This is a genomic window from Rhodococcus sp. NPDC060084 (genome assembly GCF_042730335.1).
Taxonomy (GTDB): domain Bacteria; phylum Actinomycetota; class Actinomycetes; order Mycobacteriales; family Mycobacteriaceae; genus Rhodococcus.
Window position 1 is genome coordinate 29,021 of the sequence record NZ_JBHWWX010000026.1, and the last position, 17,863, is coordinate 46,883.

Sequence of the window (17,863 nt, forward strand, 5' to 3'; positions counted from 1 at the left end):
GACTTCGCGATCAACGTCGCGTGATGCTTGGATGGCCGGGTGACACAGCACGAGACGAACTCCCCCTCCTCCGCCTCGCCCCAAGCGGCATTCGCCAGCGTGGGGCGCAGTTCCTACCCGGGGATCGTCGTCCTGTTCACCGCCGTGCTGATGATCTCCAACATCTGCGCCACGAAGGGAATCGCCTTCTTCGGCGACATGGAGTTCTCGCTCGGCCCACTGCAAATCCTGCCGATCATCACCGACGGCGGGTTCTTCCTGTTCCCGCTTGCATACATCCTCGGGGACGTGCTGAGCGAGGTGTACGGATTTGCCGCGACCCGCCGCGCAGTCCTGTACGGATTCGGTGCGGTGGCTCTCTCGGCGCTGGCCTTCTGGGTCGCGCAGTCGTTGCCCGCGGCCGAGTTCTATCCGAACCAGGAGTCGTTCGAAGCGGTCCTCGGCGTGGTGCCCCGCATGCTGCTCGCGGGCCTGGCCGGCTATCTCGTGGGGCAGTTGCTCAACTCGTACGTGCTGGTGCGGATCAAGGAACGCACGCAGGAGAAGCACCTGTGGGCACGCCTGATCGGGTCGACGGTGGTCGGCGAGTTCGCCGACACCCTCGTCTTCTGCTCCATCGCTGCCGGTGCGATCGGCATCTCCACCTGGGACGACTTCGCGAACTTCGTGGTCGTCGGCTTCGTGTGGAAGACGCTGATCGAGGTCGTGCTCCTACCCGTCACCTACCGCGTGATCGCGTACGTGAAGAAGCACGAGCCGACCTACGCTCCGGTCTCGGATGCCGCCTGACGCTTCTTCGCGTAGAACCGGCCCAGGGTTTCGGCCTTGTGCTCGTCGAAGTACCCGCCCTCGATGCTCAGACGGATCTCGTCGACGAGGCGCACCGTGAATCGTTCGTTGTGGATCGTGCACAACGTGGACGCGAGCATCTCCTTCGCCTTGAACAGGTGATGGATGTACGCCCGGGTGTAGTTCGCGCAGGTGTAGCAGTCACAGTTCTCGTCGATGGGTGTGAAGTCGCGACGGAACCGGCTCGTGTTGATGTTGAAGCGGCCGTCGGGGTGATAGATCGCCGCGTTGCGTGCCACCCGTGACGGGTTGACGCAGTCGAACGTGTCGGCCCCGTGCTCGATGGCCACGAACACGTCGTCGGGTTCGCTGATGCCGAGCATGTGCCGCGGTTTGCTGTCGGGCAGTTCCTCGCAGCACCAGCGCACGATGGTGCCGAGATTGTGCTTCTCGAGCGCACCACCGATGCCGTACCCGTCGAAGCCGCGGCCCGACTCGCCCACGATCGATTCGAGGCCCCGGCACGCCTCCCTGCGAAGGTCCTCGTACTGCGCACCCTGGACGACCCCGAACAGTGCCTGGTAGGGACGGTGCGCGCGCTCTGCGGTGAGCTTCTCGTGTTCGGCGATGCACCGGACCGCCCACGCCTGGGTGCGCTCGATGGACCGTTCCTGGTATCCCCGCGTGTTCATCAGCGTCGTCAACTCGTCGAACGCGAACATGATGTCGGCGCCGAGTTGGTGCTGGATCTGCATCGACACCTCGGGGGTGAACCGGTGCATCGATCCGTCGAGGTGCGATTTGAACGTGACACCGTCGTCGTCGACGCGTGCGAGTCGTTCCTTGCCGTGCGCCATGACGTCGTCGTTCTGCACACCGACCGATTCCATCGCGATGACCTTCTTGAAGCCCACCCCGAGCGACATGACCTGGAAGCCGCCGCTGTCGGTGAACGTCGGGCCGTTCCAGTTCATGAACTTCCCGAGCCCGCCGGCCTCGTCGACGATGTCGGATCCGGGCTGAAGGTAGAGGTGATAGGCGTTCGCCAGCAGCGCCTGCGCACCCAGATCCTTCATCGCCTCGGGCAGCACCGCCTTGACGGTGGCCTTTGTTCCGACACCGATGAAGGCAGGTGTACGGATGTCACCGTGCGGCGTGTGGATGGTGCCGGTGCGACCCAATCCGTTGTCGAGTCGGGCTCCGACCGTGAAGAACGGGTCGGGCGGAACCGGTAGCGCGGAATCGGTACTGCGAAGGACACTCACCCGACGATTGTGGCAGGTCACCGCTACCTCTCCGACGACCGCCCGGTACTCGGCACTCCGAACCGGCGTTCAGTCCCGGCGGCGGGCACGGGCGATCGCCTTCCCGATTTCGTCCACCCACAGCACCACCGAACCGACACCGATCGCCAGCATCCACTGGGTAGCGGTCAGGCCGGTGGTATCGAAGAGGCCCTGCAGGAAGCTCGTCTGCACCACGCAGATCTGCAGCACGATCACGACGACGATCGCGATCCAGATGGTGTGGTTGGTCAGCGTCTGCAGCGAGAACACCGAACGGAGATTCGAGCGCACGTTGAACAGGTTGAAGACCTGGAAGAACACGAAGGTGGTGAACGCGAGGGTGGTGGCGAACAACGGGTCGTCGGCGCTGTCCCGGAACAGGTCCGGTCCGAAGCGCAGCACCAGGAGGGTGCCGACGGCCATGACGATGCCCAGGCCGAGGATGCGCTGGATCCGCGACCGGGTGAGCAGCGCTTCCTTCGCCGGTCGTGGGGGTCGCTTCATCGCGTCCGGTTCCGTCCGGTCCACACCGAGGGCGAGCGCGGGCGGCCCGTCCATGATGATGTTGACCCACAGGATCTGCAGTGCCGTGAACGGAGCACCGCCCGCGAGGCCGAGAGCGCCGGCGGCGAGGAAGATCAACACGAATCCCCACGCGGTGGTCAACTGGAACTTCACGAACTTGACGATGTTGTCGTAGATGCCGCGGCCCTCGGCCACGGCAGCGACGATCGTCGCGAAGTTGTCGTCGGTGAGGATCATGTTCGCGGCGCCCTTGGACACGTCGGTCCCGGTGATCCCCATCGCGACGCCGATATCGGCCTGCTCGAGTGCGGGTGCGTCGTTGACGCCGTCGCCAGTCATCGCGACGATCTGCCCGTCCGCTTGCAGAGCCTTGACGTACCGGATCTTGTGCTCGGGCGCCACCCGCGCGAGCACGCCGAATCCTTCTGCCCGGGTGCGCAATTCGTCGTCGTCGAGACCGTCGAGGTCCGAGCCCGACGCGGCGACGCCCTCGATGCCCAGCTGGGAGGCGATCGCGGAGGCCGTGACGAGATGGTCGCCCGTGATCATGTGCACCGCGATGCCGGCGTCGTGCGCGACCTCGATCGCCGCCTTCGCTTCCGTTCTCGGCGGGTCCACGATGCCCACGACCGCGTAGACGGTGAGGTCCGAGACCAGGCTCTGCAGCGCGTCCGAATCGCCGCGTGGCACAGCCTCGAGGTCGCGTCCCGCGATCATCAGCGTCCGGAGTCCGTCGGAGGCGAGTCCGTTCACGGCCTCCCGGATCTGCCGGCGCTTCTCGTCGTCGAGGGGAACCGGCCCGTCCGGGCCGTCCACGGTGACGGCACGTTCGAGCAGCGCACCCGGCGCACCTTTGGCGAAGCAGCGGAACCGTCCTTCCGGCAGAGCATGGAAAGTCGCCATGAACTTGTAGGCGGAATCGAACGGAACCTCGGCGAGGCGGGGGTGTGCGGTACGCGCACCGTCGACGTCGATGCCGCCCTTCTCTGCGAGCACGACCAGTGCGCCCTCGGTGGGATCGCCGACCAGCACACCGTCACGCACCGTGGCGTCGTTGCACAGCCCCATGCCCAGCAGTGCGTCGGTGAAGTCGGGGGTCGGAAGTCCGTCACCGACAAGGATCTTGCCGTCGGTTCCGTACCCGGATCCGGTGACGCGGAACGTGCGGCCCCGCACCAGCAACCGCTGCACGGTCATCTCGTTGAGGGTGAGGGTGCCGGTCTTGTCGGTGGCGATATGTGTCGTGCTGCCGAGCGTTTCCACCGCGGCGAGTTGTTTGACGATCGCGCCCCGTGCGGCGAGACGCGATGCTCCCATCGCGAGGGTGAACGCGACGACCGCGGTGAGTCCTTCGGGGATGGTCGCAACGGCGAGGGACACCGCGGTGACGAGCAGGTCCGACCACGACTGGCCGCGGAGCAATCCGAGGACGAACACGAGCGCGACGGTGATGATCGCAACGATCGTGAGGACCTGCGCGAGCTGGCCGATCCGGCGTTGCAACGGAGTCTGTTCGACGCCCGCACCGCCGAGCAGGGTGGCGATCGCCCCCATTTCGGTGGCCATCCCGGTGGCGGTCACCACCATTTCCGCGCGTCCTCGCGTCACCTCGGTATTCATGAACAGCATGTCGGTGCGGTCACCGAGAGGCGCGTCGGGTTCGGCCACGGGTTCGATCGACTTGTCGACGGGATGCGACTCGCCGGTGAGTGCAGCCTCGGCCACCTGCAGACGCACCGCCTGCACGAGCCGGCCGTCGGCGGGTACCGAGTCACCCGATTCGAGCAACACGATGTCGCCCGGCACCAACTGCTCGCGGGGCAACGACTGTTCGCGGCCGTCGCGGCGCACCCGCGTGGTGGACACGGACATCTTCTTCAGAGCCTGCAGACTGTTCTCCGCGCGAGATTCCTGCACGAAGTTCAGGACGGTGTTGAGCGTGATCACGGCGAAGATGACGACCGGTGTCTCCCACTCACGGGAAACCACCGCGCTCACCACTGCGGCGACCACCAGCACCAACGTCATCTTGTCGGCGAGCAGGGAGAGCACCTTGCGCCACGCGGGTGTTCCGGCTTCCTCGGCGATGAGGTTGGGTCCGTGCTCCGCCAGTCGTTGCTGCACATCGGCGGTGGAGAGACCGCGATGCGTGTCGACGCTCAGCGCCCCGGCCACCTCGGGCGCCGATGCGGTGTGCCAGGGCTGCGCGGTTGCCACCTGCATAACGGCTCCTCGGTGTCGGAAATCGATCGATTCTCACCGTACTGTGAGGAGACAGTCATGGGGTTCGAGTGCACCCGGGCAGTGTTCGTGGTGAGCTAGGACAAAGACGCAGCGAGTTCGAGGAGTGTGCCGTGAGCGAGATTCCGAATACCGGCGAACCCACCACCGTCCTCACCGACGAGCAGTGCTGGGAACTGCTCGCATCCGAGAAGGTGGGCCGTCTCGTCGTCGTGGTGAACGGTTACCCCGAGATATATCCGGTCAACTACGCGGTTCGTGACCGGAAGGTGTACTTCCGCAGCGGAGAAGGCAGCAAACTCGCAGAACTGGCCGTGTACCCCCAGGTCGCCTTCCAGGTCGATCACATCGAGGCGAACGACGCGTGGAGCGTGGTGCTGCACGGACGCGCCCACATCCTTCAGCACTTCAGCGACGTGCAGGCCGTCGATGCGCTGGGTCTGTCCCCCTGGGTGCCGGATTCGAAGTTCAACTACGTCGAGCTGATCACCTCGGAGACGAGCGGACGAAGGTTTTCGCTGGTAGAGCATTGATCTCATGACCCACCCGGACGAGAACCGGCGGTTGATGCGATTCATGCTGCTGTCGGTGGCCGCCGCGCTGGCCACGATGGCCATGAAGGCGCTGGCCGCTGTGCTGACCGGATCGGTGGGCCTGCTGTCGGACGCGCTCGAGTCCGGGGTCAACCTCGTCGCCGCGGTGGTGGGACTGATCGCGCTGCGCGTCGCTGCCAAACCGGCCGACTACAACCACCAGTTCGGGCACGGCAAGGCCGAATACCTGTCGGCGGCCGTCGAGGGCACCATGATCTTCGTGGCAGCCACCGCGATCCTGTGGTCGTCGGTGGATCGGCTGCTGCACCCGCAGGCCGTGGACCAGCCCGGTATCGGGCTCGCGCTGTCCACGGGTGCCTCGGTGATCAACCTCGCGGTGGGACTCGCGCTTCTCCGGGCGGGCAGGCGGCACCGCTCGATCACGCTGGTCGCCGACGGCAACCACCTGCTCACCGACGTGTGGACCTCGGTAGGAGTCCTGGCCGGCGTCGGCCTCGTGGTGCTGACCGGGTGGGACGTGCTCGATCCGATCGTGGCGATCCTCGTGGCCGTCAACATCCTGCGGATCGGCTACGGGCTGGTGAGACAGTCCGTCATGGGGATGCTCGACGTCGTGCTTCCGGAGGACGATGTCGCGGCGGTGGACGCGATCCTCGACCGGTACCGGGAGGACGGATCCGTGGTGATCCTCCCGCCGCGCACCAGGGAGGCGGGCCGGCAGCGCTTCGTGTATCTGACGGTGCGGGTGCCCGGCGACTGGACCGTGCGGGCAGGCCACGATCTCCTCGATCGACTCGAAGCCGATCTCCGCGACGCCCTGCCCGGAACGACGGTCTTCACGCACCTCGAACCGATACGGCCGAGCGTGGTGGTTTCGGCAGACGAACCCCGCAGGCGATGAAGGACGCCTAGCGTGGAGAGATGGCCACACCGCTGATCACCTTGAACAACGGAGTCACCATCCCCGCGCTGGGCTTCGGTGTCTTCCAGACCCCACCCGAGCAGACCGTCGCGGCGGTGACCACCGCATTGGACATCGGCTACCGGCACATCGATACCGCCGCCGCGTATCTGAACGAGCGCGAAGTGGGTCAGGCCGTCGCCCGGTCCTCGGTCGACCGGTCCGATGTCTTCCTCGAGACCAAGGTCTGGATCACCGATTACGGATACGACGCGACCTTGCATTCGTTCGACAAGAGCGCCGCGAAACTGGGTGTCGAGCAGATCGACCTGCTCATCCTGCACCAGGCGCTGCCCGGCGAGTTCGACCTCACCCTCGCCGCCTACAGGGCGCTCGAGACACTGCTCGCGGACGGCAAGGTGCGTGCCATCGGAGTCAGCAACTTCATGCCGGACCATCTCGACCGGCTCATGGATGCGACCTCGATCGTCCCGGCGGTCAACCAGATCGAAGTGCATCCCTACTTCCGCCAGTCCGCCGTGCTCGAAGCCGATGCCGAGAACGGCACAGTCTCGCAGGCGTGGTCACCGATCGGAGGAATCACCTTCTATCGGAACGGATCTCACGGATCCACCCTGGACGACCCCGTCATCGGCGGTATCGCTCGGGCACACGACAAGACCCCGGCTCAGGTGATGTTGCGGTGGCATCTGCAGCAGGGGCGCCAGGTCATCCCGAAATCGGTGACCCCGTCGCGGATCGCCGAGAACTTCCATGTCTTCGACTTCGATCTCACCGCGGACGAACTCGCGGCGATCGACGACCTCGACACCGGAGTGCGGGGCGGACCCGAACCCGAAGCCATCACCCGCGAAAACTTCGGACTCGACATTCCCGAACCCTGAGTCCGGTGGCCGGTCGCTACGTTCCTGCCGTCACGAGCCCTGCGCCGAGTCCGAGCATGAGCACCGCGACGCCACCGTCGAGAAAACGCCACGAGTTCGGTTTCGCGAACCATCGCTGGAGGTGCCGGGCGCCGTAACCGAGCGCGCCGAACCAGACCGCGCTCGCGACGATCGCGCCGACACCGAACCACCACCTGCCCGGGTTGCCGTAGTGGTTCGCCACCGATCCGAGCATGAGGACCGTGTCGAGATAGGTGTGGGGATTGAGCCAGGTCAGGGCGAGACACGTGGCCAGGGCCGCCCCGATGGTGACGGCGCCACCGGGCGCGGCCGCGAGCGCCGCCGGACGCAGGGCACGCCGCGCGGCAAGCAGTCCGTAGACGATCAGGAACGCCGCTCCGGCCCAGCGGATCACGTCCACTGCTCCGGGCGCATGGTCCAGCAGGGTGGAGATACCGGCGATGCCGGCGGTGATGAGTATCGCGTCGGAGATCGCACAGACGGCGATGACGGGCAGCACGTGCCGGCGCGCGATGGCCATTCGCAACACGAAGGCGTTCTGCGCGCCGATCGCAACGATGAGGGACATGCCCATGCCGAATCCGGCGACGACGAGATGCATGCCGTCCACCGTAGGAATCCGAGACTATGAAGAACAGATGATTTTTCTTCAGTACCATTAGAGTTGCTTCATATGGACGTCGACTTCGCACAACTGCGCACATTCGCCGCCGTACTCGACGAAGGCACGTTCGACGGTGCGGCCGCAGTCCTGCGCATCACGCCGTCGGCGGTGAGCCAGCGGATCAAAGCGCTCGAACACCATGTGGGCCAGGTGTTGTTGCGGCGCACCCGCCCCGTGACGGCCACCACCGCCGGCGAGGCGATCATGCGACTGGCCCGGCAGGTCTCACGCCTCGAGGAAGACACCGAGGATGCACTCGGGCTCGCACCCGGTGACGACAATCACGTCACGATGTCCCTCGTCGTCAACGCCGACTCCATGTCGACGTGGATGTTGCGCGCACTCGCCCGCATGCCGGAACGGCACCGCGCGCTGTTCGAGTTGCACCGCGAGGACGAGTTCCATTCCACCGAACTGCTGCGGGACGGCACCGCGATGGCTGCGGTGACCTCGGTACCCGAACCGGTCCAGGGCTGCACTTCCGAAAAGCTCGGTGCCATGCGGTATTACGCCATGGCGAGCATCGACTTCGCCGAACATTGGTTTCCCGACGGGACCACCCCTGCCGCCCTGCGCGTTGCACCGATGCTCAGCTTCGACCGCAAGGACGACATGCAGGACCGCGCATTGCGCAGGGTGACACGCGCGCGACTCGAACCGCCCCGCAACTATGTCCCCGGCGCCCTCGAGTTCGTCGACGCGGTCCGCCTCGGCCTGGGCTGGGGCATGCTGCCCGAACCCATGCTCACCGACACGACGGGCATGGTCCGCCTCGACCCCGGCCGGCCGTTCGATGTGCCGCTGTACTGGCAGCGATGGAAACTGGAATCGCCGGTTCTCGACTCGCTCACCGAGGCTGTACGACGCACCGCCCGGGAAGTCCTGCGGTAGCGGGATTCGGGCGAGATCTCAGTCGACCAGCACCTTGAACTGGGCGTCGTAGAGGCGCGCGTACGCACCGCCCGCCTCGAGCAAGCCGTGGTGCGTGCCCTGCTCGACGATACGTCCGTCCTCCATCACCACGATCCGGTCGGCATCCCGGATCGTCGAAAGCCGGTGTGCGATGACGAAACTCGTCCGTTCGTCGCGCAACCGGGCGGTCGCCTGCTGGACGAGCAGTTCGGTGCGGGTGTCCACGGAACTGGTCGCCTCGTCGAGAATGAGGATCGACGGCTTCGCGACGAACGCGCGAGCGATCGTGACGAGCTGGCGCTCACCGGCGCTGAGGCTGCCATTCTCCTCGTCGAGCACCGTGTCGTAGCCGTCGGGCAGCGCACGCACGAAGCGATCCACGTAACTCATCCGCGCGGCCGACATGATCTGGTTCTCGGTGGCGTGCGGATTGCCGTACGCGATGTTCTCGCGGATCGTGCCGCCGAAGAGCCAGGTGTCCTGGAGGACGATTCCGATACGCGAACGCAATTCCTCCCGCGACATCCGGGTGATGTCCACCCCGTCGACGAGGATGCGGCCCGAGTTCACTTCGTAGAAACGGAGAATGAGATTGATGAGCGTGGTCTTGCCGGCACCCGTGGGGCCGACGATCGCGATCATCTGACCGGGCTCGACGCGCAGCGACAGATCCTCGATGAGCGGTCGATCCGGCACGTACGAGAAGGAGACGTGTTCGAACTCGACGAGACCGTGACGGCTCCACGGCATCGTGGGTGCCGGGGGTTCCGGCTCCTCCTCCGGTTCGTCGAGCACCGCGAATACCCGCTCGGCCGATGCCGACGCCGACTGCAGCAGATTGACCATCGCGCCGATCTGGGCGAGAGGCTGGACCAGTTGTCGTGAGTACTGGATCAAGGCCTGGATCTCGCCGAGGGTGGCGGTACCCGAGGCGACACGCAACCCGCCGAGGACGGCGATCACGACATAGCCCACGTTCCCGAGGAACGTCACGAGCGGCATCACCAGGCCCGAGACGAATTGCGCCCGGTACGACGCCTGATAGAGCGATTCGTTGGTCTCGGTGAAACGCTTCTGGACCTCCGCGGTGCGGCCGTACGCCGTGATGAGCTCGTGGCCGGTGAACGCTTCCTCGATCTGCCCGTTCAGTGTGCCCGTCGCCTCCCACTGCGACGCGAAATGCTTGCGGGATCGGCGCGCGACGATCACCGTCGCGAGCACCGACGCCGGAACGGTGAGGATCGCCACGACGGCGAGCACCGGCGAGATGAACAGCATCATCACGACGAGCCCGATGAGCGTGAGCACCGCCAGCACCAGCTGCGAAATGGATTCCTGCATGCCCGCCGACACGTTGTCGATGTCGTTGGTGACGCGACTGAGCATGTCGCCGCGCGAATGGGTGTCGAAGTATCTCAGGGGCAGCCGGTGGATCTTGCGTTCCACCCGCGACCGCATGTCGCGCACGACGCGCTGCACGATCTCGTTGAGACCGTACGCAGCCATCCAGATCAGGCCCGACGACAACAGGTACAGCGCGAGCACGATCACGAGGATCCGGCCGAGATTCCCGAAATCGATCCCGACACCCGGCACGACATTCATGCCGGACACCATGTCGGCGAACTGGTCTCGTCCCTCCGCCCGCAGCCCCGCGACCGCCTCTTCCTTGGACACGCCGGCGGGGAGTTGCTTTCCGATCACACCGTTGAAGATCACGTCGGTGCCGCGACCGAGAACGAACGGGGCGATCGACACGCTCACGACACCGAGCACTGCGGCGAGGAACACCGAGTAGACGGCGTATCGGTGCGGGTGCAGCATCCCGAGGACACGGGCGACGGTGCGAATGCGCGACGGCGCGCTCTCCTCCGGGGTGGTCATACCGACGCCATCCTCTGGGACTCGACGATCTCGACGTACGTGGGGCAGCGACCGAGGAGACCGAGGTGCGTACCCACGTCGACCATCGTGCCGTTGTCGAGCACCACGATGCGGTCGGCGTCCTGCACCGTCGACACGCGCTGGGCGACGATCAGCACGCACGCATCGCGGGTTTCCGGCTCGAGGGCCGCACGCAACCGGCTGTCCGTGGCCGGGTCCAGCGCCGAGAACGCGTCGTCGAACAGGTAGATGGACGGACGGCGAACCAGTGCGCGGGCGATCGCGAGGCGCTGTCGCTGCCCACCCGAGACGGTCGTGCCGCCCTGCGAGATCTCGGTGTTCAGCCCGTCCGACGTGGCCCGGACGAAGTCCGCGGCTTGCGCTATCTCCAGGGCGCGCCACAACTCGTCGTCGGTGGCGTCGGACCGTCCGTAGCGCAGGTTGTCGGCGATGGTGCCCGAGAACAGATACGCCTTCTGCGGCACGACGGCGATCCGGGAGCGCAGCACCTCGGTATCGAGCGTGCGGATGTCGGTGCCGGCGACGAGCACCTGACCTTCCGTTGCATCGATCAACCGCGGTAGCAGGCGCATCAACGTGCTCTTTCCGGACCCGGTACCGCCGATGACGGCGGTGGTGGTGCCGGGCTCGGCGCGGAACGAGATGTCGCGGAGCACCGGTGCGTCGGCGCCGGGATAGGAGAATCCCGCCGCGCGGAACTCTACGGAGACGCGGGCGGGGAGTTGCCGGACCGGTTCGGGCGGCGATGCGACCGTGGGTTCGGTGTCGAGCACCTCGAGCAGGCGTTCCGCACACACCGTGGCGCGCGGCGCCATGATGGCGATGAACGAAGCCATGAGCACCGCCATGAGGATCTGTGCGACATAGGTGATCATCGCGGTGATCGAACCGATCTGCATCTCACCGGCGTCGATACGCCGGCCACCGACCCACAGCACGGCGACGGTGCTGGCGTTTGCGATCAGCAGGACCGCCGGATACAGCAGGGAGTTGACCCGTCCGACGCGCAGCGCAGTCGCGGTGAGGTCGTCGTTGGCCCGCTCGAAGCGGGCGCGTTCGGTGTCGTCGCGAACGAAGGCCCGCACCACCCGGATACCGGTGATCTGTTCGCGAAGGACCCTGTTGACCCCGTCGATGCGTTTCTGCATCACCCGGAAACCGGGCAGCATGAGCAGGATCAGCGCCACCATGGTGAAGACGAGTGCCGGTACCGCGACGACGAGAACCAGCGATGTTCCGGGGTCTTCGCGCAACGCCATGATGATGCCGCCGACGGCCATGATCGGAGAAGTCACGACGATGGTGCAGGTCATGAGGACGAGCATCTGGACCTGCTGCACGTCGTTGGTGTTGCGGGTGATCAGCGACGCCGCGCCGAAGGTGCCGAACTCCCGCGCCGAGAACTCGCCGACACGCCGCACGATCGCCAGCCGGACGTCCCGGCCGAACGACATGGCGGCCCGCGCGGCGAAGTACACCGCGCCGATCGCGGCGCTGATCTCGACGGCGCTGATGGCCAGCATCACCAGGCCGGTACGCATGATGAAGTCGACGTCCCCGGCCGCCACGCCCTCGTCGATGATGTCGGCGTTGAGGCTCGGCAGGAGCAGCATCCCGCCCGTCGCGACAAGCTGGAGCAGCACCACTGCGGCAAGCGCGCCCTTGTATGGCGCGAGAAACCGCCGCAACAGCTGTATCAGCATGGGCAACACGCTACCTGCGTGGCGCGACGATCCCGGATTGCGGAGCCCTGCCCGGGACCGGTCACCGCGGAACCGGCCGAGCGGCCACCGGCACGAACACCGGTGACCGCCGACCGGATCGTCACACCCGGGCCGTTTCTGTCTCCGTCTCCGCCTCGCCGGCGGCGAGTTCGCGAGTGAGCTTCTCGCCCTCCACGTCGACGTTCGGGAGGATCTTGTCGAGCCACTTCGGCAGCCACCACGCCTTGTCGCCGAGCAGAGCCATCACCGCCGGGATGATGACCATGCGCACGATGAAGGCGTCGAAGAACACGGCGACGGCGAGCGCGAAGCCCATCGACTTGATCAGCGAGTTCGGTTCTGCGATGAAGGCCGCGAACACCGAGATCATGATGACCGCCGCCGCACTGACGACGCGGGCGCCGTGGCCGAAGCCGGACACCACAGCATCCTTCGCCGACGCGCCGTGCACGAACTCCTCGCGCATGCGCGTCACCAGGAACACCTGGTAGTCCATCGCCAAGCCGAAGACGACACCGATCAGGAAGATCGGCATGAAGCTCACGATGGGTTGCGGGTTGGAGATGAGCCCGCCCCAGCCTTCCTGGAACACCGCCACGGTGGCACCGAACGTCGCGAGCACACTCAGCAGAAAGCCGAGCGTCGCGGTGAGCGGCACGAGGATGGAACGGAACACCAGCATGAGCAGGATGAATGCGAGTCCGACCACCACGGCGAGGTACGGAACCAGAGCGTTCTGGAGGCTCTCGGACACGTCGCCTTCCAGCGCCGTCTGCCCTGTGATGCCGTACGAGACTCCGAACTCGTCCTGCAGCCGGGACTCGTCGTCACGGATGGACGAGACGAGATCCATGGTCGCTTCGTCGCTCGGACCGCTGCGCGGCGTGACGAGGATCTGCGCGGTGTCACCGGCCTCGTTCACCGACACGATCTGCGCGTTGACGACCTCGTCGTGTTCGGACAGCGACGCGACGACCGCACCGAACGCCGCGGGTGCGTCCACGTCGGCTTCACGGGCGTCCGCGACGACGACGAGCGGGCCGTTGCGTCCCGGGCCGAAGCCCTCGTCGATCAGGTCGTAGGCCTGGCGTGCGCTCGTTGCGGGGTCCCCGGTCGCTTCGCTCGGCAGCGCGAGTCGCAGGCCGGTCGCGGGAAGGGCGAGCACGCCGAGCAGCACCACACCCGCGACGAGCGGAACGAGCGGGCGGCGCACGAGTGCGGCGGCAAACTTCGGAGCGGCACCGGGCTTGTCGTCGTCACCCGCACCGGCCTTGAGGCCGGGGATGCGTCCCGCGAAGGCCTTCTCACCGAAGAGCGAGAGGACGGCGGGGAGCAGGGTGATGGCGATGAGCACGGCCATGAAGACGGTGAAGGCGGCCGCGTATCCCATCGCGGAGAGGAACGGGATACCCACGACTTGCAGGGCTGCGAGCGCGATGATGACCGTCAGACCCGCGAACACGACCGCCGAACCGGCGGTGCCCACCGCGCGACCTGCCGCTTCGGCACGGTCGCTGGTGACGGTGAGTTCGTGCCGGAAGCGCGAGACGATGAACAACGAGTAGTCGATCGCGACCGCGAGACCGATCATGATCGCGAGGGTCGGCGTCATCGAGCTGAGGTCGGTGAAGCCGGTCGCGATGGTGATGCCCATGCTGCCGATGCCGATGCCGACCAGGGCGGTGATGAGCGGCAGACCGGCCGCGACCAGGGACCCGAACGTCAAGGCGAGCACGATCGCGGCAATGCCGATGCCGACGAGTTCGGCGGTACCGCCGGGGAGTTCGACCGCGCTGGCAGCGGTCCCGCTGACCTCCACGGTCAAGCCGGCGTCGCGGCCGATGTCCGCTGCGGCCGCGATCTGGTCACGCATCGTGTCGTCGACGTCGCTCATCTCGCCCGTGAAGGGGACGGTGACGAAGCCGACCGTGCGGTCGGAGCTCAGCGGCGACAGTGCGGCGGCGTTCGCGAGAGCGGCGTCCTCGGGCAGTCCCTGTTCCGCACCGGCAGCCTTCATCTGTTCGACGAGGCCGGCGTCGGCGAGAACCGGGTTGGCCAGTACACCGGCCTGCTCCTCGGGCGTCGCGGTCGCCGGATCCACCTTGGCCGGCGGCGCCACGCGGTCGATGTCGCGCACTGCGGCGAGCACGTCGTCGATGGCCTGCATGTTGGCGGGCTCGTCGAGCGTTTGTCCGTCGGGGGCGGCGAACACATACCGGGCGCTGAGCTGGTTCATCGGATCTTCGGCCGACGGGAAGCGTTCGGCCATCAGGTCCTGTGTCTTCTGCGCGGGGGTACCGGGCAGAGAGAAGGAATCGGTGGTCGGACCCGACAGCGTCGCGGCACCGACACCGAACAGGACGAGGATCGCCAGCCAGAAGGAGAGAACCGTGCCTTTTCGCCGGTAGGCGAACTTGCCGATCCGATATAGGTAGGTCGCCACGAGGCACCCTTTCGTTCGGACATTTCTTGCGGAGGGAGGGGTCGAGTCGACCGCTGTGGGGCGTACTCGCGCGTTACGGGAAACCGAGACGCAACCGGCCGAAGGCGTCGCGGATGAGGTCTTCGGGCGACCGGCCGACTCCCGCGAGATGCATCTCGATCGCTGCCTTGATCGCGCCGAGAGCCACGTGGTGGATCAGGTTGGGGAACAGTTCCACGCCCGGATCGGTGCCCGTGCGTTCTGCGATGACGTCGATGAGCATCCGCGTCGACCGTCGCTCGACCTCGATGCCCCGGACGAGCAGTGCCGAAGATTCCTCCACGACCGAAACACACGCACCGATCTCGTCGAACGACCACTTCGGGTCGGTGACGAGACCGACGGCGCATTCCCGGAGGGAATCGAGGATGTGTTCGTCGGCCGGGCGCTGCCGCAACATCTCGATCCATTCCTCGATCACACGCTCGAGATGAACGAAGACCGCTTCTTCCTTGCTGGCGAAGTAGTTGTGGAACGTGCGCGTCGAGACGCCTGCGCGTGCGGCGATCGCATCGGCGGTGACCGCGTGCACACCGTGCTCGCGGGCGAGTTCGGCGGCCGCTTCGGCGAGCGCCGCCCGCGTCGCCGCTTTCTTGCGGTCGCGCAGACCTGAGGAGGGAAGACTCACTCCATCGACCGTACAGAAATTGCAGAGCTCGGTAAGTTTGCAGAAGTGTGCAAGATTATGCGATTACCCACATCGGGGCGCTCGCAGTAACGCAGATCACACTCGGCGGCGCTCCCAGGCACCCTGATCGCGAGTGAGTTCCTCGACGAACGCGGGCAGGTCATCGGCGACGACATCCTCGAGCGACACCTCTTCGAGGACCGCGCGCAGATTCACCCGCACCGCGATCCAGACGTCGCGCAACTTCTCGGCCGCGCCGGTGTAGACGACATCCTCGGGCCGCTCACCCCGGACCGACGCGAGAGGACCCTCGACCGTCCGGATGACATCGGCTATCGAGATCGCCCCCGGAGGACGAGCGAGCCAATAACCCCCTTCGGGGCCGCGCCTGCTGCACACCAGACCGCCCCTCCGCAGATCGGCGAGCACCGCCTCCAGGAACTTGTGCGGGATCGACTGCGCGGTCGCGAGGGTTTCGGCCTTCACCGGGCGGCCGTCGCCCTTGGCCGCGAGCTCGAGGAGGGTACGGACGGCATAGTCGACCCTCGCGGTGATGTGCATTCCACGCCTCTCACTACGCTGCCGACGGAACCCCCAATTCCTACCAGCAAACTGCGGAAACGGCCGTTCACGATTCCCAGGCTACTGGTGACACACACCACATCACGAGTAGATTGAACCGTTGTTCACACCTACCGAAAGTGGTGCCATGCGGGAGACCCTCTTCGACTCCTGGGGGTCGTTGCTCGAGCCCCTGCACGATCCGGTCGCGCTCGCGATCCCGGCTTTCGTGTTGTTCCTGGTTCTGGAATGGGTCGCGGCTCGCACGCTCGAACACGTCGAACCCGGGCCCGACGGCCGGACGCAGCCGCCGAAAGGCGGCTACGAAGCACGCGACGCACGCGCAAGCCTCTCGATGGGACTGGTGTCGATCGTCACCAGCGCACTCTGGAAGGTGCTCGCGCTCGTCGGATACTCCGCGATCTGGGTCTACCTAGCGCCGTGGCACCTGCCCGCCGACGCCTGGTACACCTGGGTGATCCTGCTGGTCGGGGTGGACCTGCTGTTCTACTGGTACCACCGCACCGCGCACCGGGTCCGCGTCGTGTGGGCGACCCATCAAGCTCATCATTCGAGCGAGTACTTCAACTTCGCGACGGCTCTGCGCCAGAAGTGGAACAACAGCGGCGAGATCATCATGTGGCTGCCCCTTCCGCTGCTGGGAATCCCGCCGTGGATGGTATTCGTCGGCTTCTCCGTGAACCTGGTCTACCAGTTCTTCGTGCACACCGAGCGAGTCGGCACCCTGCCCCGGCCCGTCGAGTTCGTCTTCAACACCCCCTCGCATCACCGGGTCCACCACGGCTGCGACCCCGAGTACCTCGACCGCAACTACGCCGGCATGTTCATCATCTGGGACCGGATGTTCGGCACGTTCCAGCCGGAGACACACCGGCCGACGTACGGCCTGACGAAACCCGTGGGCACCTACAAGATCTGGGAACTGCAGACCCACGAATACAAAGCGATCGCCCGCGACTGGCGTTCGGCAACGGCCCTGCGGGACAAGATGGGTTACGTGTTCGGGCCGCCCGGGTGGACTCCCGCACACGGCCGGGAGGATTCGGAGACCGTCAGCTCCGCTCGAGCGTGATCAGGAAGTCGATGCTTCCGGTGCTGTCGACGGTCACGAACCCGAGATTCGGCGGTTCCACACCGTAATCCGCCCAGACCGTCGGGATGCTTCCGGACGCCACGATCACGTCACCGGTGCGGAGCACCTGCACCTCCAGCGTGGCCGGTCGCTCCTGCCCCCGCAACGTCAGCGTCCCGGTCGCAGGCAAGGTCGTCACCGTTCCATCCGTCGGGAGCGCCGTCAGGTCCACCGGTTCGGTCAGGACGAACGTCGCCGTCGGATAGGTCCCGGTGTTCATCACCCGATCGCGAAACTGCCCGTCGCGCTGGGAACTGTCGGTGGTGACCGAGTCCACCCGGACCGTCACCTCGGCGGCAGTGAGCGTGTCGTTCTCGATGGTGGCGGTGCCGGTCACCTGGTCGGTACTGCCCACCACGGTGACATCGGCTCCGCGCAGGATCTCCTCGACGGTGTAGCCCGCGGCGGTGCGGTTCGGGTCGGTCCCCGCAATCACCGTCCAGGAACCGTTCAGCTCACCGGAGGCGGCTTCGGCACCGGATTCGGACACCGATGCTGCCGGCGCGTCGTCCTCGGCGATGAAGTTGCCGTAGACCCACGGCGCGACGAAGAACCCGACAATCGCGATCACGGCAATGGCAGCGAGGGACCATCCGAGCTTGCGCATGCCCC

The 17,863-nt window shown here is 66.2% G+C and carries 15 protein-coding genes; 6 read left to right on the forward strand and 9 right to left on the reverse strand.

From position 1 onward, the window contains the following. The first annotated feature begins 39 nt into the window (after positions 1–39). Positions 40–789 (forward strand): queuosine precursor transporter, encoded by a 750-nt coding sequence (locus ACFWBU_RS14400; RefSeq protein WP_378528565.1) that lies wholly within the window; start codon positions 40–42, stop codon positions 787–789. Here the strand turns inward: ACFWBU_RS14400 and tgt are convergent. Next, positions 762–2,054, reverse strand: coding sequence for a tRNA guanosine(34) transglycosylase Tgt (gene tgt, locus ACFWBU_RS14405; RefSeq protein ID WP_378528566.1), 1,293 nt, complete (start codon positions 2,052–2,054; stop codon positions 762–764). The two genes, ACFWBU_RS14400 and tgt, sit on opposite strands and share 28 nt — an antisense overlap. 69 nt (positions 2,055–2,123) lie before the next feature. Beyond that, on the reverse strand, positions 2,124–4,823 hold the full coding sequence (locus tag ACFWBU_RS14410) for a cation-translocating P-type ATPase (protein ID WP_378528567.1): 2,700 nt from the start codon (positions 4,821–4,823) through the stop codon (positions 2,124–2,126). Between the two features lie 131 nt (positions 4,824–4,954). On the opposite strand from ACFWBU_RS14410, the gene ACFWBU_RS14415 reads away from it, so the two are divergent. From ACFWBU_RS14415 to ACFWBU_RS14425, 3 genes are read left to right on the forward strand one after another with little or no spacing between them, the layout of a single operon-like run. Next, positions 4,955–5,374, forward strand: a complete 420-nt coding sequence (locus ACFWBU_RS14415; protein WP_378528568.1) for a pyridoxamine 5'-phosphate oxidase family protein — start codon at positions 4,955–4,957, stop codon at positions 5,372–5,374. A gap of 4 nt (positions 5,375–5,378) precedes the next feature. Next, the gene (locus tag ACFWBU_RS14420) at positions 5,379–6,296 is read left to right on the forward strand and encodes a cation diffusion facilitator family transporter (protein WP_378528569.1); all 918 of its coding nucleotides are present in this window, start codon (positions 5,379–5,381) and stop codon (positions 6,294–6,296) included. A 20-nt stretch (positions 6,297–6,316) separates the two neighbouring features. Then, on the forward strand, positions 6,317–7,201 hold the full coding sequence (locus ACFWBU_RS14425) for an aldo/keto reductase (protein ID WP_378528570.1): 885 nt from the start codon (positions 6,317–6,319) through the stop codon (positions 7,199–7,201). 16 nt (positions 7,202–7,217) lie between these two features. Here ACFWBU_RS14425 and ACFWBU_RS14430 read toward each other — a convergent pair whose 3' ends face one another. Further along, the gene (locus ACFWBU_RS14430; protein ID WP_169622548.1) at positions 7,218–7,823 is read right to left on the reverse strand and encodes a LysE/ArgO family amino acid transporter; all 606 of its coding nucleotides are present in this window, start codon (positions 7,821–7,823) and stop codon (positions 7,218–7,220) included. Positions 7,824–7,895: 72 nt separating this feature from the next. Between ACFWBU_RS14430 and ACFWBU_RS14435 the strand changes: the two genes are divergently transcribed. Then, complete coding sequence (locus ACFWBU_RS14435; protein WP_169622547.1) at positions 7,896–8,777, forward strand: LysR family transcriptional regulator ArgP; 882 nt, start codon at positions 7,896–7,898, stop codon at positions 8,775–8,777. An 18-nt stretch (positions 8,778–8,795) separates the two neighbouring features. Here ACFWBU_RS14435 and ACFWBU_RS14440 read toward each other — a convergent pair whose 3' ends face one another. The 5 genes from ACFWBU_RS14440 to ACFWBU_RS14460 all read right to left on the reverse strand — a co-directional run bounded on the left by ACFWBU_RS14440 (position 8,796) and on the right by ACFWBU_RS14460 (position 16,098). Beyond that, positions 8,796–10,682, reverse strand: coding sequence for an ABC transporter ATP-binding protein (locus ACFWBU_RS14440; RefSeq protein WP_169622546.1), 1,887 nt, complete (start codon positions 10,680–10,682; stop codon positions 8,796–8,798). Further along, a complete protein-coding gene (locus ACFWBU_RS14445) occupies positions 10,679–12,406 on the reverse strand; it encodes an ABC transporter ATP-binding protein (RefSeq protein WP_296550186.1) in 1,728 nt (575 codons plus the stop codon). Before ACFWBU_RS14445 ends, ACFWBU_RS14440 begins: the two co-directional genes overlap by 4 nt. Positions 12,407–12,527: 121 nt before the next feature. After that, entirely contained in the window at positions 12,528–14,870 is a 2,343-nt protein-coding gene (locus ACFWBU_RS14450) for an MMPL family transporter (protein ID WP_378528571.1), read from the reverse strand. Between the two features lie 73 nt (positions 14,871–14,943). Beyond that, positions 14,944–15,537, reverse strand: coding sequence for a TetR/AcrR family transcriptional regulator (locus ACFWBU_RS14455; RefSeq protein WP_169622543.1), 594 nt, complete (start codon positions 15,535–15,537; stop codon positions 14,944–14,946). 96 nt (positions 15,538–15,633) lie between these two features. Next, positions 15,634–16,098 carry an Rrf2 family transcriptional regulator gene (locus tag ACFWBU_RS14460; RefSeq protein WP_169652980.1) on the reverse strand — a complete coding sequence of 155 codons (465 nt, stop codon included), beginning with the start codon at positions 16,096–16,098 and terminating at the stop codon, positions 15,634–15,636. Between the two features lie 148 nt (positions 16,099–16,246). Between ACFWBU_RS14460 and ACFWBU_RS14465 the strand changes: the two genes are divergently transcribed. Continuing rightward, the gene (locus ACFWBU_RS14465; RefSeq protein ID WP_378528572.1) at positions 16,247–17,191 is read left to right on the forward strand and encodes a sterol desaturase family protein; all 945 of its coding nucleotides are present in this window, start codon (positions 16,247–16,249) and stop codon (positions 17,189–17,191) included. Here the strand turns inward: ACFWBU_RS14465 and ACFWBU_RS14470 are convergent. Beyond that, on the reverse strand, positions 17,172–17,858 hold the full coding sequence (locus ACFWBU_RS14470; RefSeq protein ID WP_378528573.1) for a YceI family protein: 687 nt from the start codon (positions 17,856–17,858) through the stop codon (positions 17,172–17,174). The genes ACFWBU_RS14465 and ACFWBU_RS14470 overlap by 20 nt on opposite strands. Positions 17,859–17,863 lie beyond the last annotated feature (5 nt).